This is a genomic window from Acidimicrobiales bacterium (genome assembly GCA_016716005.1).
Lineage (GTDB): Bacteria > Actinomycetota > Acidimicrobiia > Acidimicrobiales > JADJXE01 > JADJXE01.
In genome coordinates, this window is record JADJXE010000001.1 from 1,484,621 (window position 1) to 1,507,668 (window position 23,048).

Genomic DNA, 23,048 nt, shown 5'->3' on the forward strand with positions numbered 1-23,048 from the left:
CCGGGCCGAGATGCCCGTGACGGGGGGGACGCTCGAGTCGGTCGAGGCCGTCGTGGCCGATCCGGGCGGCGAACGCCGCGAGGCCCTTGCCGCCGCCCTGGGAGGCCGGACCACCACCTGGTCGCGCTGGGTGCCGGTCGGCGACCGGCGCCTCTTCTTCTACACCCGCTTCGTGCCGGACCTGGCTCCCGACGGCGCCGTGATCGGCGCCGTGGCCGTCGTCACCGACCTCACGGAGCAGCAACGGGTCGCCGACGAGGCCACGGCCGCCCTGGTCGAGTCGGAGCGGCGCTTCGGCACGCTGGCCGAAACGGCCACCGACGTCATCATGCTGATGGGCCCTGACAGCACGATCCACTACGCCTCCCCGGCGGCGCGCACCGTGCTCGGGGTGGAGCCCGCGGCGTACCTCGGCCGCCGCACGCTCGACCTGGTGGCCGAGGCGGACGCCCGGCGGGCCCAGGAGACGTGGGACGCCTTCGTGCGCGACGGGGTCGAGCCTGGTCCGATCCGCCTCCGCGTCGACCTCGACGACCACACGCGGCACTGGGTCGAGGTCAACGCCACCGTGATCCGCGAGGACGGATCCGACACCGCCGTCGAGGTGCGCTGCTCGGTGCGCGACGTGACCGCGGAGGTGCAGGCCGAGGAGGCCCTGCGCTCCAGCGAGCAGCGGCACCGCTCGCTCGTGGAGGGCCTGCCGCTGGGTGTCGTGCGGGTGACCCCCGACCTGCGGATCCTCTACGGCAACCCCCGTGCCGGTGAGCTGCTGGGCGAGGCGCTGCTCTCCCGACCGGGCGCCCCGCTGGCCGAGGTGTCCCGGTTCGGCGGTGAGCGGGTGCCCTTCTGGCAGGCCGTCGTCGACCGGGCCATCGACGCCGGGGAGCCGCACGTCGAGGAGATCGAGGTCCACACGCTCCACGGGCCCCGCTGGACGGAGGTGCACGTCATCCCCGAGCACGGGCCCGACGGCGCCGTCGCCAGCCTCCTGCTCGTCGGCGTCGACGTCGACGAGCGTCACCGCAGCCAGGAGGAGCTGGCCCGCCGGGCGATGCACGATCCGCTCACCGGGCTGGCCAACCGAGCCCTCGCCGTCGAGCACCTCGGCAGGGCGCTGGGCCGCCTGGCGCGCCAGCCCGGCCAGGTGGCGGTGCTCTTCTGCGACCTCGACCGCTTCAAGGACGTGAACGACGCCCTCGGACACGCGGTGGGCGACCACCTCCTCGTGGCCGTCGCCCGCCGCCTCGGCCAGGCGCTGCGGCCCAGCGACCTCCTGGCCCGGATGGGTGGCGACGAGTTCGTGACCGTGCTCGACCACCTCGGCGACCCCGCCGAGGCGGCGCGGGCGGCGACACGCCTGCTCGACGTGATGCGCGCGCCGCTGCTGGTGGACGGCCACGAGCTCCATGTGACCACCAGCATCGGGATCGCGCTGTCCGATGGGCCGGGCACGGATCCGGGCGAGCTCGTCGCCAATGCCGACACCGCCATGTACGAGGCCAAGGAGCACGGTCGCAACCGATTCGAGCTCTTCGACGAGACGCTCCGCTCCCAGGTGGTCCAGCGCCTGGAGCTGGAGGCGGAGCTCCGCCGAGCCCTCGAGCGCGGCGAGCTCGAGGTGCACTACCAGCCCGAGATCGACCTGCACACGGGCAGCGTGGTCGCGGTCGAGGCCCTGGCGCGCTGGCGGCGGCCCGACGGCACCCGACTTTCGGCCCAGAGCTTCATCCCGCTCGCCGAGGAGACCGGTCTGATCCGGGGCATCGGCGATTGGGTGCTGCGCGGCGCCTGCGCCGAGGCCGGCCGGTGGCACCGGGCCCGCCCCGACCAGCGCCTGCCCCTCCGGGTGAACGTGTCGGCCGAGCAGCTCGACGCCCCGGGCTACGCGGCGACGGTGCGCACGGCACTGGACGAGAGCGGGCTGGAGCCGGGCGCCCTCTGCATCGAGGTGCCCGTGGAGGCCCTCGACCCCGACAGCCCGACGCGCCACGGCGAGCTCGCCGCGGTGCGAGCCCTGGGCGTGGGGCTCGCCGTGCAGCGCGTCGGCAGCGGCTGGACGTCGCTGGTCACCCTGCAGCGCACCGAGCCCGACGTGTTCAAGGTGGGCCGCAGCCTGGTGGCCGGGCTCCCCGTCGACCCCGACGCCGAGGCCGTCATCGGCGCCGTGGTCGCCCTGGCCAAGCGCGTCCACCGGCCGATCGTCGCCACGGGCGTGGAGCGCGAGGCCCAGGCCGACGCGCTCCGGGCCCTCGGGTGCGACGCCGCCACCGGCCTGCTCTACTCCCCGCCCCTGCCCGCCGACGAGATCGACGCCCTGCTGGCCGCCCGGGCCTGACCCCACCCCCGGGGTTGTTACCCTCGGGTAACCATGAGCGTGCGACTGCCTGCGGCCGAGCGACGCCGCCAGCTGCTCGACGTGGCCCTCGGCGTCTTCGCGGCCGAGGGCTTCCATCGGGCGTCCATGAACGGCATCGCCGAGGCCGCCGGCGTCACCAAGCCCGTCCTCTACCAGCACTTCCGATCGAAGCGAGACCTCTACCTCGAGCTGCTCGACGACGTGGGTGGACGGCTCCTGGCGTCGATCGCCAAGGCCACCGCCGAGGCCGGGCGGCCGCGCGAGCAGGTGGAGCGGGGCATGCTCGCCTACTTCCGCTTCGTCGACACCGAGCCCGCCGCCTTCACCCTGCTGTTCGGCAGCGGTGCCCGGCGCGACCAGGAGTTCGCCGACGCGGTCCGGCTGGTCGAGGCCACCATCGCCGAGGCCATCGCCCCGCTGATCGACGCCGACGTCGACACCGAGCAGCGCCTGCTCCTCGCCCACGCCCTCGTCGGCATGGCCGAGGCGACCAGCCGGCGGTGGGTCGGCGGCGCGCTCGACCTCGACCCCGAGCGGGTCGCGGCCCAGGTGGCCGACCTGGCCTGGAACGGCCTGCGGGGCGTGCGCCGCCTCTGACGGAGCGGGTCACACGTCGCGCCGGCGGCCCCGGCGCCTCGGGCCGATCTCGCACGGCTCGGCGCGAATTCGGGCCCCGATCAGCCCCGTCGGTGGAACGCGTCGTCGACCACCGGGGGGAGGTCGTCGTAGCCCGGGTAGACGTCGCGGAACACCGCCCACATCTCCTCGAGGGGCAGGTCGAGGTACGAGCCCCGCTCCCTCACGTACTCCATGTGGCGGTGGCCGGCGCGGTCGTACGGGTGCATGAGCGCGTCGTGCTCGCCGTCGAAGTCGAGCACCCGGGTGCCGAAGCGCTCGCAAAGCTCCCTGTTGAACGCCGAGCTCACCTTCACCCAGCGACCACCGAGCCACAGCTCGCTGAAGCCGTGGAACACGAACAGGTCGGTGCCCATCGTGGCCCGGAGCTTCTCGCTGTTCAGGTGGTTGCGGACGTCGGCGAAACCGAGGCGTGCGGGGATGCCGGCCGCCCGGCACGCCGCCGTGAGGAGCACCGCCTTGGGCACGCACCACGCCCGATCGGTGTGCACGACGCGGCTGGCCCGGAAGTCGTCGGGATCGCGGGAGACCACGTAGGGGTCGTAGCGGATGCCGTCGCGCACCGCCAGGAACAGCTCGACGGCCTGCTGGCGCGACCCGGCCACGCCCGCGGTGACCGCTTCGGCGAAGGCGACCACGTCGGGGTGGTCGCTGTCGGTGAAGCGCCCGGGGGCGAGACAGGCGTCGAGGTCGTCGATGGGGTCCGTCGGCACGTCGCGATCCTGCCTCACGTGAGGTCGTCGCCGGCACGGGGCGGCCGACGCATGAGCCGGGGCCGGAACGGCGGGGCGTCCCGGTCCGCCGACCACGGCGCGGGGGGAGCGATCACGGCCGCGGCCAGCGCCACCAGCGCCCCGTCGTAGGAGCCGCGGGCCGCCACGAAGCCGTCCCAGCAGGCGTCCCGGTCGGTGCGCACGGGGACCCCGGCGGCCTGCAGTCGGTCGAGCACCTCGTCGAGCTCGGCACGCGACACCCAGAGCGGCGCATCGCCGGGAGGCGTGGCCGCCGCCAGCTCCACGATCCGGCACAGCCGGGTCAGGCACTCGGCCCCGCCGTTCAGCAGGAGCACGGTCTCGGTGCGGGGCGTCACGTCGAGGCACCCCACGACCAGGGCGGTCATGTCGAGGGTCGCGCCGGCCGCCGTCACCCACGAGTGGTCGTGCTGGTGGGACCGGAAGAAGCACAGGGCCGCGAAGGAGCTGTGGCTCTCCTGGATCTCCGCGAACCACTGGCGGGCGGCGACGGCCCAGCCCTCGAGCTGGTCGATGCCGTCGGCCTCGCGCAGGCGCAGCAGCGCCGTCTCACCCGACGGCGGGGTGCCGAACAGCGGCGCGGCCAGCATGACCACCACCTCCCTGCGGCTGAACGCGTTGTAGAGGGTCGGGAGGTAGGTGATGAGGAGGGCGACCAGCCCGAGGCCGAGGAAGGCCTCGATGTACCCGACGGCGCTGGCTCCGTCGCCCCGCGGCGGCGCGTACCCCAGCGTGAAGAGCGTCGACCCGCTGACCAGGAAGGCGCCGCTCGGCGATCCCTGGTCCAGCCCCCAGAACACCAGGGTGAACCCGATGAGCACGAGCGCGAGCCACACCACGGGGAGCAGCACCATCGTGAGGGGGGCGTAGAGGGCCATCACCCGGTCCTCGCCCGCCCAGGTCCGCCGGCGACGGGCCACGGCCCGGAAGGCGCGGTAGCCCCCGAACGACACGACCCGGTTGATGCGCGTCATGCCGCCGCGGGGCAGCACGACGGTGCGGACGGCCGAGAGGCCGACGCCGCCGGCGAGGACGAGGCCGGCGGAGACGGCGGCGACGTCGACGGCGTCGAGGATGGCGTCCACGGGCGATCGGCGCCGATCAGGCCCCGGGGGGGCCGATCGGCTGATCGAGCTCCGCCTCGGGTGGGGCCCACGACACCGGCGGGGCCGGTGGCTCCGGCCGGTAGAAGGCGGCCAGCTGGGCTGCCGCCCCGGCCAGGCCGAGGGCGGCGATGGCCGCGCCGCGACGGCCGGAGAGGCGACCGTCGACGCCGAGGGCGCGGTCGACGCTCCAGCGTCCCGGCCCCAGGGCGGCCACCACCATGGCCGCCACGATCAGGTTGCCGGTGTACTCCCACCCCTCGCGGAAGACGAAGAAGCCGTTCTTGCGGTGCACCGACGCGATCGCGACCGCGAGGGGACCCACCACACCGGCCGCGGCGAGGGGCGTGGCGGCCCCGGCGACCAGCGCGCTCCCGGCCGCCACCTCGGTGATCGAGGCGAGCCAGGCCTGGGCCCGGGGCTGGCGCATCCCGATGCCGGCGAACCAGCGGGCCGTGCCGTCGATCCTGCCGCCGCCGTAGAGGTGGTTCCAGCCGTGCGCGACCATCGTGCCGCCCACGGCGACCCGGAGGGCCAGCCGGGCCACGTCGCCGCCGCTGCGACCGCGACGAGAGGGGTGTCGTGCCATGACCGGCACCCTACGCGAGGTGCTCCGCCCCGGCCCCGCTCCGTTCTGCGTCCCGATCGGCGCGGGTAGCGGGCCGATCGGGACGCAGAACCGCGGGATATCGTCCGGTCGGCCCGGCCGTGGGAGCCGGTCACCACAGGGGGAGCCATGGCCCACGACCTCGTCATCCGCGCCGGCACGGTCGTCGACGGCACCGGTGCGCCGGCCCGCACCGCCGACGTGGCCATCGACGGCGATCGCATCACGGCCGTCGGCGACGTGCCCGAGGGCGGCCGGCGCGAGCTCGACGCCGAGGGCCGCGTGGTCACGCCCGGCTTCGTCGACATCCACACCCACCTCGACGCCCAGATCGCCTGGGACCCGCTCGGCACGTCGTCGTGCTGGCACGGCGTGACGTCGGTGGTCCTCGGGAACTGCGGGGTCACCTTCGCCCCCTGTCGGCCCGAGGACCGCTCCTACCTGGCCGAGCTCATGGAGTCGGTCGAGGACATCCCCGCGGCGTCGATCCTGAGCGGGCTCCCCTGGGACTGGGTCACCTACGGCGAGTACCTCGACTCCCTGGAGCGCCTCCCGAAGGGGCTGAACGTGGGCGGCATGGTGGGCCACTGCGCGGTGCGCCACCACGTGATGGGCGAGCGGGGCCTCGACGAGGCGCCGGCCACCGCCGACGACGTGGCCGCCATCGCCGCGGTGGTCGACGAGGCCATCGCCGCCGGCGCCCTCGGCTTCTCGACCTCGCGCACGCTGCTGCACCGCGTGCCCGACGGGCGCCCGGTGCCCGGCACCTGGGCCGCCACCGATGAGCTCTTCGCCATCGGCGACGTGCTGGGCCGCCGGAGGGCCGGTGTGTTCGAGGTCGCGCCCCGGTTCGAGAAGCCGGGCACCGACTTCGAGAACACCCGTGCCGAGGTGCACTGGATGGCCGAGGTCGCCCGCCGCAGCGGGCGGCCCGTCACCTTCGGGATCGCCCAGTCCGACCTCGGCCCCACCCTGTACCGGCGCATCTACGACTTCGTCGACGCCGAGGCCGCCGGCGGCGGGCTGGTGCGCCCGCAGACCACACCCCGGGGCATCGCGATCATGTTCGGGCTGGCGGCGCGCACCCCGTTCGATCGCGCACCGGCCTGGCGTGCGCTGCGCGACGTCGACCTGGCCGGCCGCCTGGCCGCGGTCCGCGACCCGGAGCGGCGGGCCCGCCTCGAGGCCGACGCCCGAGACCAGCTGCCGCCCCTCGACTGGGCCAAGGTGTTCGTGCTCGCCACCGAGCCGGCCGACTACGCCTTCACCGCGGCCGACTCGCTCGCCGCCCACGCCGAGCGGGCCGGCGAGGACGTGGTCACCGCCTTCCTGCGGATCTCCGACGAGACCGGCGGGCGGGCCGCCTTCAGCTTCCCGTTCCTCAACCAGCAGCCCGAGGCCGTGGAGTGGATGCTGGCCCACCCGTCGACCGTGCTCGGGCTGGCCGACTCGGGCGCCCACGTGGGCCAGATCATGGATGCCGGCCAGCCCACCTGGTTCCTCGCCAGCTGGGTGCGCGACCGGGGCCTCGTCAGCCTGGAGGACGGGGTGAGGCGGCTCACATCGGACACCGCCCGCCTGTTCGGCCTCGACGGCCGCGGCGTGCTCGCCCCCGGCGCCTACGCCGACGTGAACGTGATCGACGTGGACGCCCTCGCCCTGGAGCTCCCCCGGTTCGAGCACGACTTCCCCGGCGGGGCCGGCCGGTTCGTGCAGCGCGCGTCCGGGTACGACGCCACCGTCGTCAACGGCCGGGTGTTCCTGGATCGGGGCGAGCCCACCGGCGAGCTGGCGGGGGTGGTGCTGCGCAGCCACCCCTCGTAGGCGCTGGCGTCCTCAGGCGGCGAAGCGGATCCGCACGTGCCGGTCGGCGAGGGCCCGCCCCCACACCATGGCCCGGTGCGCCTCGCCGGACAGCAGCGGCCCGGCGACGTCGCCCACGAAGAAGCTGGCCGGCTCGTCGAGCAGCACGAAGCCCCGGCGGCGCAGGCGGCGCGCCGTCCCGTGGGCGGCCGAGCCCGTCAGCAGCAGCGGCTTGCGGAAGCGGGTGTCGAACGTGGCCGTGGCGGTCCCGGCGACGCGCCCCAGCGAGCCGAGCCAGTCGCGCAGGCTGCCCGCGTCGGCCGCGGGGTCGGGGTCGCGGCGGTGCCGCTCGTCGGTCAGGACGGCCCGGCGGGTGCCCGTCCAGGGGACGTGGGCGTGGGTCGGGCCGCCCACCACCAGCAGCTCGGCCGCGGCGACGCGCTCCCAGGGCGCGTCGGCGACCGGGGCCACGTCGACCGACAGCTGGCTCCGTAGCCCGTCGGCGATGGCTGCGGCGACGGCGTGCGTGTTGGCGTACCGGGACTCGAAGACGACGAGCGCGGGCATCGGTCACCTCCCAGCGTCTGGTCTCACGGTGACGAACCCGCGTCACGCGCGCCAGACGCGTCCGCACCCCCCGCGGCTGGTGCAGACGCGCCATCCCGACGCGACGAGGGGCCGCGCCAGGCGATGCGGCGCGGCCCCTCGCGGGTTCCCGAGGGCGGTGACGGCTACTCGACGCGCAGACCCGAGATGGCCCGGGCGATGACCAGCTGCTGGATCTGCTCGGTGCCCTCGAAGATGTCGTAGATCTTGGCGTCGCGGTGCATGCGCTCCACCGGGTACTCGCGCACGTAGCCGTAGCCGCCCAGGATCTGGATGGCCCGCTCGGTGACCCACACCGCCACCCGGCCGGCCTTCAGCTTCGACATCGAGCCCTCGCCGCTCACGAACTGCTTGCGGGCGGCACCCATCCAGGCGGCCCGCCACACCAGCAGGCGGGCGGCGTCGATCTCGGTCTTCATGTCGGCCAGCATGAAGGCGATCGACTGGTTCATGATGATCGGACGGCCGAACTGCTTGCGCTCCTTGGCGTAGTCGAGGGCGTACTCGTAGGCCGCCCGGGCGATGCCGATGGCCTGGGCCCCCACCGCGGGGCGGGTCATCTCGAAGGTGGCCATGGCCGCCTGGGTGTGGGTGTGGCCGCCCTCGCGGGCCCGGGCCAGGCGCTCGTCGAGCTTGTCCTTGCCGCCGAGCAGCATGCGGCCCGGGATCCGGCAGTCGTCGAGGAGGACCTCGGCGGTGTGGCTGGCCCGGATGCCGTGCTTCTTGAACTTGGAGCCCATGCTCAGGCCCGGGGTGCCCTTGGGGATCACGAAGCTGGCCTGGCCCCGGCCCTTCAGCGCCGGGTCGACCGAGGCGACCACCACGTGCACGTCGGCGATGCCACCGTTGGAGATCCACGTCTTGGCCCCGTTGAGCACCCACTCGTCGGTGGCCTCGTCGTAGACGGCCCGCGTGCGCAGCGAGCTCACGTCGGAACCGGCGTCGGGCTCGCTCACGGCGAAGGCACCCAGCTTCACGTCGCCGGGAGTCCCGTAGCACTCGGGCGCCCACTCCATGACCTGCTCCGGTGTGCCGTTGCCGACCAGCCCGGCCACGGCCAGGGTGGAGCCGAGGATCGACATGGCGATGCCCGCGTCGCCCCAGCACAGCTCCTCGCACGTGATGGGCACGGTGAGCCCGGTCGGGTCACCGAAGGCGGTGGCGATGTAGTCGAAGGAGTACAGCCCGATCTTGGAGGCCTCTTCCAGGATCGGCCAGGGGGTCTCTTCCCGCTCGTCCCACTCGTGGGCCGCGGGCCGGATCACGGTCTCCGAGAAGTCGTGGAGCCACTTCTGGACCTGCAGCTGATCCTCGTTGAGCTCGAGTGAGAAATCGGGCATGGCACCACCTCGGGGGCGACAGGGAAGGCAACGGCACTGGTTACCCGGCGGTAGGTTACCGCTGGGTAACCACACCAGACGGTACGCCTCAGTGCGCGGCTTGTCGACCCGCGCCGCCCGTGTGCGCCACCCCGCCGTCGGGCTGGTCGCGCTCCCCGGCCACCAGCCCCAGCGCGGCCAGCGTCAGCACGGCCCCCACCACGTACGGTGCGGCCAGGCCGACGTGCTCGAACAGCACGCCGCCCAGCGCCGGGCCGACCACGCGTCCCAGCCCACCTGCGGCCTGCTGCATCCCGAGGGCCCCGCCCCGGCGCGGTGCGGGAGCCCGGTTGGCGACCAGCGCGGACAGGGTGGGGGTGACCATGCCCTGGCCCACCACGATCAGCAGGAGCGCCAGCGCCAGCACCGGCCACGTGGTCGCCACGGCCAGCGCCGCCATCCCGCCGGCACCGGACGACAGGCCCAGCCGGAGCGATCCGGCCGTGCCGAACCGGGCCACCGCCGGGCCGATCAGGCCGCCCTGGACGATCACGAGAACCAGGCCGATGCCGGCGAACACCGCGGCGGCGCTGGAGATCGTGAGACCGAAGCGGCGCTCGCCGAACAGCGAGAACGTGGCCTCGAACCCGCTGAACGCCATGAGGCTCACGAACGCCACGAGGGCGTAGCGGACGAGGGCGGACCGGACCGCGCTCGTCTCCGGACCGCTGGGGGCGCCGGCGGCCGGCCGCGCGGTCCGCCGGATCGCGGCCGTCGACGTCTCGGGGAGGCGCTTGGCGGCCACCACCGCGTTCACCGCCGCCAGGGCGGCCGCGATGAAGAACGGCACGTGCGGACCCCCCAGCGCGGCCAGCCCGCCGATGGCCGGCCCGGCGACGAACCCCACGCCGAAGGCCGCCCCCAGCAGCCCGAGGAGCCGGGGCCGCTCGGCCGGTGGTGCGAGGTCGGTGACCGCGGCCTGCGCCACCGAGACGCTGCCGCCCGAGATGCCGTCGATGATCCGGCCCGCGAAGAGCACCCAGAGCGACCCCGCGATGCCCGTGAGGAAGCTCCCGACCGCTGTGCCGACGAGCGACACGATGAGCACGGGCTTGCGCCCGACGCGATCCGACACCCGGCCCCACACCGGCGCGAACAGCAGCTGGGCGATCGAGAACGACGCCACGAGCAGCCCGACGACGGTCCCGCTGGCCCCGAAGTCCTCGGCGTAGAGGGGCAGGATCGGCAGGACGATGCCGAACCCCACCAAGTCGAGGGCGACCGTCGTCCAGATGGTGCCGAAGCCCGGCGGCAGCGGTTGGCGCTCGCGACCGACGCCGCGGCCTCTGCCTCGCACGGTCAACCAGCAGACGCGGCCGGGCGTCGCGGCGTCAAGTCGGCCGAGGCGCCGTCAGCGGGCACGGCGGACGGTGGTGCCGGCGGGCGTGTCCTCCAGGGCCCAGCCGGCGGCCTCCAGCTCGGCCCGCAGGGCGTCGGCCGTGGCCCAGTCGTGCTCGCCGCGCGCCGCGTCGCGGCGCGCGGCGGTCGCCGCCACCTCCGGCGGCACCTCGTCGGTCTCGGCGTGGAGCTCGAGGCCCACCGCCGCCGTCAGCTCGCGCACCGCGGCGGCCAGCGCCGAGGCCACGCCGGCGTCGCCCTCGTCGAGCGCGGCGTTGGCGGCCCGGACGGCCTCGAACAGCACGGCCACGCCCCCCGGCGTGTCGAGATCGTCGTCCATGCGCTCGCGGAACCGGGCCAGCACCTCCGGATCGGGCTCGGCGGCGGGCAGCCCCGAGGTGCGCCGGGCGAAGGCGTCGAGACGGGCCAGGGCCGCCTCGGCGTCGGCGACGCTGCCGGGGGTCACCTCCAGGGGCGAGCGGTAGTGCGCCCGCAGCACCAGCAGGCGGTAGGCGCGTGCGTCGGCCCGCGCCAGGAAGTCGGCGAGCGACGTGAAGTTGGAGAGCGACTTCGACATCTTCTCGCCCGCGACCTCGACGAAACCGTGGTGCATCCAGTGGTGCGCGAAGTCGCGCCCGAGGGCCACCGCCTGGGCCCGCTCGTTCTCGTGGTGGGGGAACTTGAGGTCGAGGCCGCCGGTGTGGAGGTCGAAGCCCTCGCCCAGCAGGTCGAGGCTCATCACGACGCACTCGGTGTGCCAGCCGGGCCGGCCCGGGCCCCACGGCGACGGCCACGTGGGCTCTCCGGGCTTCGACCGCTTCCACAGGGCGAAGTCGAGCGGGGACCGCTTCTCCTCGGCCACGTCGACCCGTGCACCGGCACGCAGCTCGTCGAGGGGCTGGCCGGCGAGCAGGCCGTAGTCGGCGACGGCCTCGGCCCGGAAGTACACGCCGTCGCCGGTCTCGTAGGCGACGCCGCGGCGCAGCAGCTCCTCGACGAGGCGCACCATGCCCTCGACGTACGCGGTGGCGTGCGGATCGGCCGTCGGCCGGGCCACCCCCAGCGCGTCCATCGCCCCCCACCAGGCCGCCTCGTAGGTGGCGACGACCTCCTCGCACGTGCGCCCCTGCTCGGCGGCGCGCTTGATGATGTTGTCGTCGACGTCGGTGATGTTCGACACGAACCGGACCTCGAACCCGCACCACGTGAGGTAGCGGCGGAGCACGTCGTAGACCAGGGCCGAGCGGCCGTGGCCCAGGTGGGGCACGTCGTAGACGGTCGGCCCGCACACGTACACGGTGACGACGCCGGGCTCGCGCAGCCGGAGCTCGCGCACCTCTCCCCGCGCGGTGTCGTGGAGCCGTAGCATCCCGTCACCGTATCGGGCGGCTGGGCCGGTCCCGGGCCGGAATGTGGCTCAAGTCGCGGCCTGGGGCGCCGATGCTTGAGAGCGTCCGGGGCGGAACGGGAGCAAGGCACCCAGCCGGTGCGGCGACGGGTCGGGCACCGGCGAGGCGAGGAGCACCGATGACCGACGAGGGCTCGGAGAACCGGTCACACGAGGAGAGCCCCTGGGGCTCGCCCCTCGCCCACCGCAGGGGGTTCCTGTCGATCGACGGCTCGATGCGGTCGACCGTCATCGGCTTCGTGGGTGGGGTGGTTCTGGTGATCGCCGCCGATGCCGTCGCCCGCCTGCTGGTCGGCGCGGTCGAACCCGACCTCGAGGGCACCGGCCGCGTCGCCGCCGAGCTCGCGGTGTTCGCGTGCATCGTCGGCGTCGGCATGTGGTTCGCGCTGGCACGACCGCTCCAGGAGCTGCTGCGAGACCAGCAGGCCGCGGTGACCAGCCGCGAGGAGTGGCTCGTCGCCGAGGCCACTCGTCAGGAGTTCGACGCCCGCCTGCAGCGGGCCCTCGACATGGTCGAGGACGAGGGCGGCGCCCTCCAGGTGGTCGGTCGGGCCCTCGACTCCGTCCTCCCCGATACCGCGGCCGAGCTGCTGCTCGCCGACTCCAGCCACGCGCACCTCCGCCTGGCGGTGACAGCCGGACCCGACGGCGAGGGGCCCGGGTGCCCGGTGGAATCGCCCCGCGGCTGCGCTGCGGTCCGCCGCGGCCAGACCCTGCGCTTCGCCAGCAGCGAGGCCCTCGACGCCTGTCCCCGGCTCCGCGGCCGCCCGGGCGGCGCGTGCTCGGCGGTGTGCGTGCCCGTCACGATCCTCGGCCACACCGTGGGCGTCATGCACACGGCCCGGCCGGCCACGATGGGCCCGACGCCCCGCGACGCCGTCGACCGCCTCGAGTCGATCGCCACCCAGGCCGGCACCCGGATCGGGAACCTCCGGGCCTTCGCCAGGAGCGAGGTGCAGGCGTCGACCGATCCGCTCACCGGGCTCCTCAACCGCCGGAGCGTCGAGAACAACCTCCGCGAGCTGGCCCGCGACCTCACACCCTTCACCGTGGCCATGGGCGACCTCGATCACTTCAAGCAGCTCAACGACACCCACGGCCACGAGGCCGGGGACCGGGCCCTGCGGCTCTTCGCCCAGGTGCTCCGCCGCACCCTCCGGCCCGGCGACCTCGTCGCCCGGTTCGGCGGCGAGGAGTTCCTGCTGGTGTTCCCGAGCTGCTCGACCGTCGACGCCGTCTCCGCCCTCGAGCGGGTGCGCGAGGCGCTCGCCCTGGCGCTCTCGGAGGGCGGCAGCCCCGGGTTCACCGCCAGCTTCGGCGTGGCCGACTCGAACCAGGGCGACGACCTCGACGAGATCGTGGCCGTGGCCGACCAGGCCCTGTTCGCGGCCAAGGTGCAGGGTCGCAACCGGGTGGTCGTGGCCGGCGGCCCGCTCCCCGACCAGCCGGTGGAGCTGGACGCCGACTAGCGGGTGGCACGCCGCTCGCCGACGGCGTTCGAGGCGGATCGCCGGGGGGAACCGGTTCTCCGGCGGATCGACCACCCTGGCGGTGGTTGACCGGGCGGAGAACGCCCGGCGAACCGGGGTGAGCCGCCCGGAGCGGTGCGGTTACCGTGGGCGCGGCTATGGACGTCCCCGAGAAGCCGACCCTCGACGGCCTCGAACCCCGCTGGATCGAGCGCTGGGAGGCGACGGGCACCTACCACTTCGACCGCTCCGCCCCCCGTGACGCCGTGTTCTCCATCGACACGCCGCCGCCCACGGCCAGCGGGTCGCTGCACGTGGGCCACGTGTTCTCCTACACCCACACCGACACGATCGCCCGGTACCAGCGCATGCGGGGCAAGCGGGTGTTCTATCCGATGGGCTGGGACGACAACGGCCTGCCCACCGAGCGCCGGGTGCAGCACTACTACGGCGTTCGCTGCGACCCGCACCTGCCCTACGACCCAGGGTTCCGGCCGCCCGACGAGCCCGGCAAGCAGCAGATCCCGGTCTCCCGGCCGAACTTCATCGAGCTGTGCGTGCAGCTCACCCGGGAGGACGAGCAGGCCTTCGAGGCCGTCTTCCGCCGCCTGGGCCTGTCGATCGACTGGCGCCAGAGCTACCAGACGATCGACGACCACTCCCGGAGGGTCAGCCAGCGCGCCTTCCTCCGGCTCCTCGAGCGGGGTGAGGCCTACCAGGCCGAGGCCCCCACCCTCTGGGACGTCACCTTCCACACGGCCGTCGCCCAGGCGGAGCTGGAGGACCGCGAGCAGCCCGGCGCGTACCACGCCGTCGCCTTCCACCGGGCCGACGGCCACGGCGACGTGGTCATCGACACGACCCGCCCCGAGCTGCTGGCCGCCTGCGTGGCCCTGGTGGCCCACCCCGACGACGAGCGCTACCGGCCCCTCTTCGGCACCGAGGTGCGCACCCCGCTCTACGGCGTGCCGGTGCCGGTGCTGGCCCACGAGCTGGCCGACCCCGAGAAGGGCACCGGCATCGCCATGGTCTGCACCTTCGGCGACCTCACCGACGTCACGTGGTGGCGTGAGCTCCGGCTGCCGGTGCGGAGCATCGTCGGTCGAGACGGGCGGGTCCACGAGCAGCCGCCCCCGGGTCTCGACGACCCCGCGGGCCGGGAGCGCTACCAGGTGATCGCCCGGGCCACCCTGAAGCAGGCCAGGGCGCGGGTGGTCGAGCAGCTGCGCGAGTCCGGTGAGCTGCTCGGCGACACTCGGCCGATCACGCACCCGGTGAAGTACTACGAGCGCGGCGACCTGCCGCTCGAGATCGTCACGAGCCGCCAGTGGTACGTGCGCAACGGCGGTCGCGACCCCGGGCTGCGGGAGGCGCTGGTGCAGCGGGGCCGCGAGCTGCGCTGGCACCCACCGCACATGCGGGCGCGCTACGAGAGCTGGGTGGAAGGCCTCAACGGCGACTGGCTCGTCAGCCGGCAGCGCTTCTTCGGCGTGCCCTTCCCGGTCTGGTACCCGGTGCGGGCCGACGGCACCGCCGACCACGAGCGGCCGCTGCTGCCCTCGGAGGAGCGGCTGCCCGTCGATCCCACCACCGACGTGCCCGACGGCTACACCGAGGCCCGGCGCGACACGCCCGGGGGCTTCACGGCCGACGCCGACGTGATGGACACCTGGCTCACCAGCTCGCTCACCCCCCAGATCGCCGGGCACTGGGACGACGACCCCGACCTGTTCGCCCGCGTGTTCCCCTTCGACCTGCGGCCGCAGGCCCACGAGATCATCCGCACCTGGCTGTTCTCCACCGTCGTGCGCGCCCACCTCGAGCACGGCTCGCTCCCCTTCACCGACGCCGCCATCTCCGGCTGGGTGCTCGACCCGGACCGCAAGAAGATGTCGAAGTCGAAGGGCAACGTGGTGACGCCGATGGGGCTGCTCGAACAGCACGGCTCCGACGCGGTGCGCTACTGGTCGACCAGCGCCCGCCCCGGCGTCGACACCGCGTTCGACGAGAACCAGATGAAGGTGGGCCGGCGACTCGCCATCAAGATCCTGAACGCGTCGAAGTTCACGCTCGGCCTGGGCGCGGTGGGCAGCATCGCCCCCGAGGCCGTCACCGAGCCGGTCGACCGGGCCCTGCTCGGCCTCCTGGCCGGCCTGGTCGGCGAGGCCACCACCGCCTTCGAGGGCTACGACTACGCCCGCGCCCTGGAGCGCACCGAGAGCTTCTTCTGGGGCTTCTGCGACAACTACCTCGAGCTGGTGAAGGGCCGGGCCTACGGGGCCCAGGGCGAGGCGCCGGCGGCCTCGGCCCACGCCGCGCTGGCGCTGGCGCTCTCGGTGCAGCTCCGCCTGTTCGCACCGTTCCTCCCGTTCGTCACCGAGGAGGTCTGGTCGTGGTGGCAGGAAGGCTCGGTGCACCGGGCCGCCTGGCCGTCACCCGACGAGCTGGCCCCCGCGGGCGCCGGCCCCGCCGCCGACCCCGTCGTGCTCGACGTGGCCGTCGACGTCCTCGCCGAGATCCGCAGGGCCAAGACCGAGGCCCGCCGATCGATGCGCGCCCCCGTCGAGCGGGTCCTGGTTCGCGACACGGCGCGACGGCTCGCCGCGCTCGACCTGGTCGCCGCCGACGTGCGCGAGGCGGGCACCGTCGCCGACCTGGCGACCGCCGTCGCCGACACCGCCGGCATCGACGTGGTGCTGGCCGAGCCCGACGCCGCCCGGTCCTGACGAACCTTCCCCGAGCCGTCGCCACGAGACCGGGGTAGCCTTCGCTCGCCCGCCGGCCGGGGGGATCGGAGAACCCGGCGGGTTCCGGGTACCTGTCCGCCCAAAGAGGGAGTCGTACATGTTCAAGACCAGACCGAGGTGGCGCCGCGCCGCAGCGGCACTCGCCGGCGCCGCCGTGGTGGCCGCCGGGGCACCCTTCGTCGGTGCTGGCGTGGCCGCCGCGGCCACGCCGAGCATCGTGTCGGTCGGGGGTGGCGATCCCACACCCGCGTCCATCAGCGTGTCGCAGGCCACGTACCCGCAGGCCGACTCGGCCGGCGCGGTCATCGTGATGCGCAACGACACCGTCGTCGACGCGCTGTCTGCCTCGGCGCTGGCCGGCGCGTACAACGCGCCGATCCTGGCCACCCCCACCAACTCGCTCGACCCGGCCGTGTCGGCCGAGATCCAGCGGGTCATCCCGCCCAACGGCACCATCTTCGTCATGGGTGGCACCGCCGCCATCTCCGCCGCGGTCGAGCAGCAGCTCGACCAGATCGGCGGCACCGTCCAGCGCCTCCAGGGCGTCGACCGCTACGCCACCTCGGCGACCACGGCCACGTTCCTCGGCGCGACCGACGGGGCCAAGCCCTTCGACGGCGCACCGACGGCGATCCTGGCCAACGGCGTGACGGTCGTCGACGCGCTCGGCGTGGGGCCCATCGCCTACCAGGGTCACGCCGTCCTCCTCACCGACGGCTCCACGCTGACGACCCCCGTGCAGCAGGCGCTGCAGGCGATCGGCGCCCGTCAGCTCATCGTGGTCGGTGGGTCGGCGGTGATGTCACCCTCACTGGTGAGCGGCCTGCAGGGCACGTTCGGCGTCATCCAGGAGGCCGGCATCGACCGCTGGCAGACGGCGGCCGACCTGGCCACCATCGAGCTCCAGATCCTGGGCTTCACCAACTCCAGGCTCGTGATCTCGCCCGGGGTGGGCACCTTCTTCCCGACCATGTTCGCCGGCTACCACGCCGGCAAGGTGAAGGCCCCGATGGTCCTGGTGAACGCCCCCGGCGTCCCCACCGAGACCGCCCTGTGGGTGCAGCAGTTCGGCGCCAACGTCACCACCCTGGTCGCGGTCGGCGTCGATGCCGGCACCGCCCAGGCCGTGGCCAACCTGATCGGCGGCATCAACCCGGCCACGCCGGGCGCCCCGTCAGCGGTGGGCGCAACACAGAGCGGCGCCGCGTCGGTGAGCGTGTCGTGGAGGACCCCCTCCAACCCGTCGAACAGCCCGATCACCAACTACACGGTGACGGTGAGCCCCTCGACGGGCGTGAGCGGCGGCACCCAGCGCAACACCAACAGCGCCGTCAACCAGCTGAACTTCACCGGGCTGTCCCAGGGCGTGGCGTACACCTTCACGGTGCAGGCCCAGAACGGCAACGGCATCGGGCCGGCGTCCAACCCGAGCGCACCCGTCACGATCAACCCGACGCCGCCGCCCGCACCGCCGGCGGTCACCAACCTGCAGGCCAGGGTCGACGCCAACCAGGACGAGGTGTTCCTCACGTGGGACGCCCCGCCGCCGGGTGTGATCCTGCAGGGCTACAACATCTACATCCTGCAGAACGGCACCCAGGTCGACGTCGAGGAGACCAGCACGACGGGCTGGAACATCTCCGGGTGCTCGTACGGCGGCTTCGGCTACTGCCTCACCGAGGGCGTGCCCTACGCCTTCCAGGTGGCAGCGATCAGCCAGGCCGGCGTGGAGGGCCCGAGGGTCACCTCCAACAGCGTCACCCTGCCGCCGCCGGGGCCCTGATCCCGACGGCTCCACCCAGCAGCACCTGACCGAGGGGGCCCTCCGGGGCACCTCTCCCAGCGCACCACCGAGGGGGCCCTCCGGGGCCCCCTCGGCGCGCCGAGACCGCCGAGCGGTCCTCCGCCCGACACCCTCAGTGGCTGAAGCTCACCTTCGGGAGCCGCTCGAGCCACCGGGGCAGGTACCAGTTGCGCTCGCCCAGCAGGCCCATCACCGACGGCACGAGCATCATCCGCACCACCGTGGCGTCGATCAGCACGGCCAGGGCGAGGGTGATGCCGAGCTCGGTGGGCGGGATGGGCCCGGTCACCCCGAAGGCCACGAACACCACGATCATGATCAGAGCGGCGTTGGTGATGGGCCGCCCGGTGCGGGCGATGCCGTCGCGGATCGCCCGCTGCGTGTCGCCGGTGGCCTCGTAGCGCTCGCGGATCGCGGCCAAGAGGAAAAGCTGGTAGTCCATCGACAGGCCGAACAACAGGGCGAAGAAGAACAGTGGGGCCCAGGCGTCGACGAAGCCCTGCGACTGGATGCCGAGCAACGACGCACCCCACCCGTGCTGGAAGACCAGCGTGGCGAACCCGAACGCCGCGGCCACGCCCACCAGGTTCAGCAGGATCGACGTGACGGCGATGACGAGGCTGCGGAACACCACGAGCAGCAGCAGGAACGCCACCACCATGATCAGCCCGATGGCGTACGGGGCGCGACCGGTGAGCACGGACGTGAGGTCGTGGTTCTGGGCCGCCGGCCCACCCACCTGGGCGGCCGGCACGGCCTCGTCGAGCTGGCCACGCAGCCGCTCCACCAGCTCGGAGGTGCCCGGCTGGTCGACAGCCGAGCTTCCGGTGACGCGGACGACCACCCGGCCGCTGTCGGCAGGCTCGCTCACGATGCGGGCGTCGACCACGGCCGGATCGGCCGCAGCCGCCTCCACCACCCGCTGGGCGTCGCCGGCGGGCACGGTGACGTACAGGGGCGCCGCCGCTCCGGGGCCGAAGGCCTCGACCACCTGCTCGTAGCCGTCGCGGCTGGTACGACCCTCGTCGACCACCCGGGCGCCTGGCATGCCCAGCCTCATGCCGAGGGCAGGTGCGCCCAGCAGGAGAAGCACGGCCAGCCCGATGGCCAGCACGGTTCCGGGCCGCCTCAGCGCCAGCCCGGTCCAGCGGGCCCACCGCCCCTCGGCCTCGACGTCGGGGTTGTGGTGATGGTGGGTGCGGGTGACCAGGACCTTGTCCCCCATGGCCACCAGGAGCGCCGGCAGCAGCGTGAGCGAGGCCACGGCCACGGCCACCACCGACAGGATCATGCCGAGCGCCATCGACCGGAACACCATGATCGGGACCAGGAACACCGCGGCGAGCGAGAGCACCACGGTGAGGGCCGAGAGGAACACGGCCTTGCCGGCCGTCGACAGGGCGCCCTCGATCCCCTCGACGGCGTCCTTGCCCTCCAGGCGCTCCTCCCGGTAGCGGCTGACGATGAAGAGGCTGTAGTCGATGCCGACGGCCAGGCCGATCATCATCGAGAAGTTCATGGCCCAGACCGACAGGTCGAGGGCGTCGGCCAGCAGGTGGAGCGCAGCGAAGCCCACGGCGATGCCGGCGACGGCCAGGGCCAGCGGCAGCAGGGCTGCCAGCACCGAGCCGAAGGCGATGAACAGCAGGATCATGCTGGGCACGCCGGAGAGCAGCTCCGCCTTGTGGAGGGCCTCCTCGTTCGTCGTGTTGAAGTCGCTCCAGACCGGCCACTCACCGGTCGTGTTCACCTCGGTGCCGTCGGGGGGGTCGACAGATCGCACGAAGCGCCCGAGCTCCCCGGCCGCCTCCGGCAGGTCGGCGTCCTCCTCCCCGTCGAGCGCCACCGGCACCAGCACTGTGCGCCCGTCGGGCGAGACCAGGCCGGCCTCGGGCGGGAGGGACAACGGGTCGACGACCTGCGCTGCCCCCGGGGCGCGCTGGAGCTGCGCGACCAGATCCTCGACGAACGCCGGGTCGTCGGCCACCGGCGACGGCTGGGTGACCACGACGATGGCGGCTTCGGCGCCCACCTCGGGGAAGTCCCGGCGGAGCTCGTCGCGCACCTGCTGCGCGGTCGAGCCCTGGGCATCCCAGCCCGCGCCCGACAGGGCCCCGGTGAGCGAGAGCGCCAGCGGCGCGGCCGCCAGCGCCAGCACCAGCCACACCAGCAGCACCACCCTGCGCCGGCGCGCCATGAGTGCGGCCAGCCGGCTGAACCACGCCTTCGGGTCCGGGTGGTTCGGCGGCTCGTGAGCGGGGGGCAGGTGGTCGGGGGCGATCGTGGTCATGGTCGGCGATCCCTCGCATCGGTCGGCGAGCCGGGCCACGCGCGGCTCCGGCGTCGCGATATACCCACAGGGGTATATTAGGGATACCCCCACCCGTATGCAAGAGGGCCGCTCGACGGCCCCGGGAGCTGGGCCGCTCGCCGGCCTCGGGAGCTGAGCCGCTCGCCAGGCGGGCGGTCAGCGGCGCGCCAGCGCCGCCATGCGGGAGAACTGGGTGATCACGTCGGCACCGACGTAGGCGGGGTCGAGCTCGCGGTACGCGGCGTCGACGTTCACGGCGAGGCGCTCCCACTCGCCCCACCGCCGGTAGGGGCCCGGGTCGATGTCGCGCGCCGCCTCCTCGGCGCTCAAGCCCGCCCGGTGCCGCAACCTCGACTCGGCCAGCACCCAGTCGAGGTACCCCCGCACCTCGCGGACGCCGCGCTTGTCGGTGACAGGCCCGTGCCCGGGCACCACCGTGTTCGCCCCCAGGGCGAGGACGGTGTCGCAGGCCCGGATCCAGTTCGACACCGGCCCCGCCCACACGATCGGCGTGCCGCCGACGAAGAGGATGTCGCCGGTGAACACCGTGGCCGCGTCGGGCACGTGCACCAGCACGTCGCCGGCGGTGTGGGCCGGGCCCACCTCGATCAGCTCCACGACCCGGCCCCCCACCGAGAGGTCGAGGCTGCCGGTGAACGTACGCGTGGGTGCGGCCACCGAGATCCCCTCGAACCGGAACGGCCCGAACGCGCCCTGCAGGTACGCGCCCAGCTCCTCGCCCAGGTCGAGCTGCAGCAGCGAGTGCAGCACCTGGGGGGTGATCTCGCCCATCTCGCGGGCGCTGGCGTCCGACGCCACGATCTCGGCGCCGACCACCAGCTCGTTGCCGTAGCAGTGGTCGCCGTTGGCGTGGGTGTTCACCAGGGTCTCGATCGGCGCCGGGGCGGTGAGCGGGCCCATGGCGTCGAGCATCTCGCGGGTGAGCCGCAGGTCGAACAGCGTGTCGACGAGCAGCGAGGCGCCGTCGCCCGTGACCAGCCCGGCGTTGCTCCACCCCCAGCCCCCGTCGGGCTGCAGCCAGGCGTGCAGCCCGTCCCCGAGCTCGTGCAGGCCGTGGGTGTACGGCGGATGGGCCATCACTCGGTCCTCCTCGTGCGGCGGGAGCCGGTCAGTTGACCGAGCGCCCGCTCCCCTCCCAGTACGGCCGGCGCAGCTCGCGCTTGAGCGGCTTGAGGGCCCCGGACAGCGGCAGCGGCTCGGCGCGGAACTCCACCGTCTTCGGCGCCTTGTAGCCGGCGACGGTGAGCTTGGCGTGCTCGATGATGTCGGTGTCGGTGACCTCGGCACCCGGCACGAGCACCACGATGGCGTGGACCGCCTCGCCCCACACCTCGTGGGGGATGCCGATCACCGCGACCTGGTCGACGGCAGGGTGCGTGGCGATCGCGTTCTCGACCTCGATCGAGTACACGTTCTCGCCGCCCGTGACGATCATGTCCTTCACCCGGTCGACCAGGTACAGGTAGCCCCGCTCGTCGAGGTAGCCGGCGTCGCCGGTGTGGTACCAGCCACCCCGGAAGGCCTCCTCGGTGGCGTCGGGCTTGTTCCAGTAGCCGAGCATGAAGTTGCCGGCCTTGGCGCACACCTCGCCGGTGACGCCGGGGTCGAGGATGTTGCCGGCGTCGTCCTGGATGCTGAGCTGCACGCCCGGAACGGCGCGGCCCGCCGACGCCTGCAGCTCGCCCCCCGCCTCGTGGTCGCGGTCGGTCAGCAGGGTGAGCACCGACGAGCTCTCGGTCATGCCGTAGCCCTGGAACAGCCGCAGGCCGGGCAGCTGCGCGCGGATCCGCTGCAGGAGCGCGATGGGCATGGGCGAGGCGCCGTACACGAGGGTGTCGAGGCTGCGCAGCCGATCCACCTCGAAGGCCGGGTGGTTCAGCATCATGGCGATCATCGTCGGCACCATCACCGTCTGGTTCACCTGGTGCTGCTCGATCAGGTCGAGCACCTGGCCGGGGTCGAAGATGCCGCAGAAGACGGAGGTGCCCCCAGTGGCCGGGATGCCGAGCACGCCGCCCATGGACGCGGCGTGGAACATGGGCGTCTGGTGGAGGTAGACGCGATCCTCGTCGAGCCCCACCACCATCCCGATGTGGTAGAGGTTCAGCATCTCGGCCCGCTGATCGAGCAGCACGCCCTTCGACAGCCCGGTGGTGCCGCCGGTGTACATGAGGACCACGGGGTCGTCCTCGTCGGGCTCATCGGGGATCACCGGATGACCGCTCTCCAGGAGCTCCTCGTACCGCACGTCGTGGGGGGCGTCGCCCTCGCCGATGAGCACCACGGTGCGCAGCGGCAGCTCGTCGCGCACCTCCTCGATGTTGCGGGCGAGGTGCTCGGCGAAGAAGGCGTCGACGAACACCACCTCGGTGCCCGAGTCGCCGAGGATGTACTGCAGCTCCTTGCCGGCGAGGCGCAGGTTGAGCGGGTTCACCACCCCTGCCCCGACGAAGGCCGCGTGGTACAGCTCGAGGAACTCGTGGCCGTTGAGGGCCATCACCGCGAACCGCTGGTGCGCCTCCACGCCCAAGCCGTGCCGCAGGGCGTGGGCCAGGCGGAACACCCGGTCGCCGTGCTGCTCGAACGTGGCCTCGTAGCCGCCGTCGTGGAAGGCGACCTTGTCGGCGTGGCAGTCCAGCGCCGAGCGCAGCATCCGGGGGAACACCAGCTCCTTCACGCGCCGAAGGGTAGCGGTGCGGCGGCGGTGC

General features: G+C 73.7%; 16 protein-coding genes. 6 read left to right on the plus strand and 10 right to left on the minus strand.

Annotated elements, in window-relative coordinates:
- Positions 1-10 precede the first annotated feature (10 nt).
- Both IPM45_07220 and IPM45_07225 read left to right on the plus strand, forming a co-directional pair.
- Complete coding sequence (locus IPM45_07220) at positions 11-2,335, plus strand: EAL domain-containing protein (GenBank protein ID MBK9179358.1); 2,325 nt, start codon at positions 11-13, stop codon at positions 2,333-2,335.
- Positions 2,336-2,368: 33 nt separating this feature from the next.
- A complete protein-coding gene (locus IPM45_07225) occupies positions 2,369-2,953 on the plus strand; it encodes a TetR/AcrR family transcriptional regulator (GenBank protein MBK9179359.1) in 585 nt (194 codons plus the stop codon).
- Positions 2,954-3,033: 80 nt separating this feature from the next.
- Here IPM45_07225 and IPM45_07230 read toward each other — a convergent pair whose 3' ends face one another.
- The 3 genes from IPM45_07230 to IPM45_07240 are packed head-to-tail and all read right to left on the minus strand — an operon-like array spanning position 3,034 to position 5,436.
- The gene (locus tag IPM45_07230; GenBank protein MBK9179360.1) at positions 3,034-3,690 is read right to left on the minus strand and encodes a transglutaminase family protein; all 657 of its coding nucleotides are present in this window, start codon (positions 3,688-3,690) and stop codon (positions 3,034-3,036) included.
- A gap of 29 nt (positions 3,691-3,719) precedes the next feature.
- The gene (locus IPM45_07235; protein MBK9179361.1) at positions 3,720-4,829 is read right to left on the minus strand and encodes a two pore domain potassium channel family protein; all 1,110 of its coding nucleotides are present in this window, start codon (positions 4,827-4,829) and stop codon (positions 3,720-3,722) included.
- Positions 4,830-4,845: 16 nt separating this feature from the next.
- Positions 4,846-5,436, minus strand: a complete 591-nt coding sequence (locus IPM45_07240) for a DoxX family protein (protein ID MBK9179362.1) — start codon at positions 5,434-5,436, stop codon at positions 4,846-4,848.
- 147 nt (positions 5,437-5,583) lie between these two features.
- Between IPM45_07240 and IPM45_07245 the strand changes: the two genes are divergently transcribed.
- Positions 5,584-7,278, plus strand: coding sequence for an amidohydrolase family protein (locus IPM45_07245; GenBank protein MBK9179363.1), 1,695 nt, complete (start codon positions 5,584-5,586; stop codon positions 7,276-7,278).
- 12 nt (positions 7,279-7,290) lie between these two features.
- Here the strand turns inward: IPM45_07245 and IPM45_07250 are convergent, their stop codons facing one another.
- The 4 genes from IPM45_07250 to IPM45_07265 all read right to left on the minus strand — a co-directional run bounded on the left by IPM45_07250 (position 7,291) and on the right by IPM45_07265 (position 11,949).
- Positions 7,291-7,824: a flavodoxin gene (locus IPM45_07250; protein MBK9179364.1), complete on the minus strand. Its 534-nt coding sequence runs from the start codon at positions 7,822-7,824 to the stop codon at positions 7,291-7,293.
- Positions 7,825-7,988: 164 nt separating this feature from the next.
- Positions 7,989-9,203 carry an acyl-CoA dehydrogenase family protein gene (locus tag IPM45_07255; GenBank protein ID MBK9179365.1) on the minus strand — a complete coding sequence of 405 codons (1,215 nt, stop codon included), beginning with the start codon at positions 9,201-9,203 and terminating at the stop codon, positions 7,989-7,991.
- 88 nt (positions 9,204-9,291) lie between these two features.
- Positions 9,292-10,539, minus strand: a complete 1,248-nt coding sequence (locus IPM45_07260; protein ID MBK9179366.1) for an MFS transporter — start codon at positions 10,537-10,539, stop codon at positions 9,292-9,294.
- Between the two features lie 54 nt (positions 10,540-10,593).
- Positions 10,594-11,949: a cysteine--tRNA ligase gene (locus tag IPM45_07265; GenBank protein MBK9179367.1), complete on the minus strand. Its 1,356-nt coding sequence runs from the start codon at positions 11,947-11,949 to the stop codon at positions 10,594-10,596.
- Positions 11,950-12,107: 158 nt separating this feature from the next.
- Between IPM45_07265 and IPM45_07270 the strand changes: the two genes are divergently transcribed.
- From IPM45_07270 to IPM45_07280, 3 genes are all read left to right on the plus strand, one after another.
- Positions 12,108-13,457 carry a GGDEF domain-containing protein gene (locus tag IPM45_07270; protein MBK9179368.1) on the plus strand — a complete coding sequence of 450 codons (1,350 nt, stop codon included), beginning with the start codon at positions 12,108-12,110 and terminating at the stop codon, positions 13,455-13,457.
- Positions 13,458-13,615: 158 nt separating this feature from the next.
- Positions 13,616-16,183, plus strand: a complete 2,568-nt coding sequence (gene valS / locus IPM45_07275; GenBank protein MBK9179369.1) for a valine--tRNA ligase — start codon at positions 13,616-13,618, stop codon at positions 16,181-16,183.
- Positions 16,184-16,301: 118 nt separating this feature from the next.
- The gene (locus IPM45_07280) at positions 16,302-17,987 is read left to right on the plus strand and encodes a fibronectin type III domain-containing protein (GenBank protein MBK9179370.1); all 1,686 of its coding nucleotides are present in this window, start codon (positions 16,302-16,304) and stop codon (positions 17,985-17,987) included.
- Positions 17,988-18,120: 133 nt separating this feature from the next.
- Here the strand turns inward: IPM45_07280 and IPM45_07285 are convergent, their stop codons facing one another.
- From IPM45_07285 to IPM45_07295, 3 genes are all read right to left on the minus strand, one after another.
- The gene (locus IPM45_07285) at positions 18,121-20,298 is read right to left on the minus strand and encodes an MMPL family transporter (protein ID MBK9179371.1); all 2,178 of its coding nucleotides are present in this window, start codon (positions 20,296-20,298) and stop codon (positions 18,121-18,123) included.
- Between the two features lie 177 nt (positions 20,299-20,475).
- Positions 20,476-21,417: an MBL fold metallo-hydrolase gene (locus IPM45_07290; protein ID MBK9179372.1), complete on the minus strand. Its 942-nt coding sequence runs from the start codon at positions 21,415-21,417 to the stop codon at positions 20,476-20,478.
- Positions 21,418-21,448: 31 nt separating this feature from the next.
- Complete coding sequence (locus tag IPM45_07295) at positions 21,449-23,017, minus strand: AMP-binding protein (GenBank protein ID MBK9179373.1); 1,569 nt, start codon at positions 23,015-23,017, stop codon at positions 21,449-21,451.
- Positions 23,018-23,048: the final 31 nt, after the last annotated feature.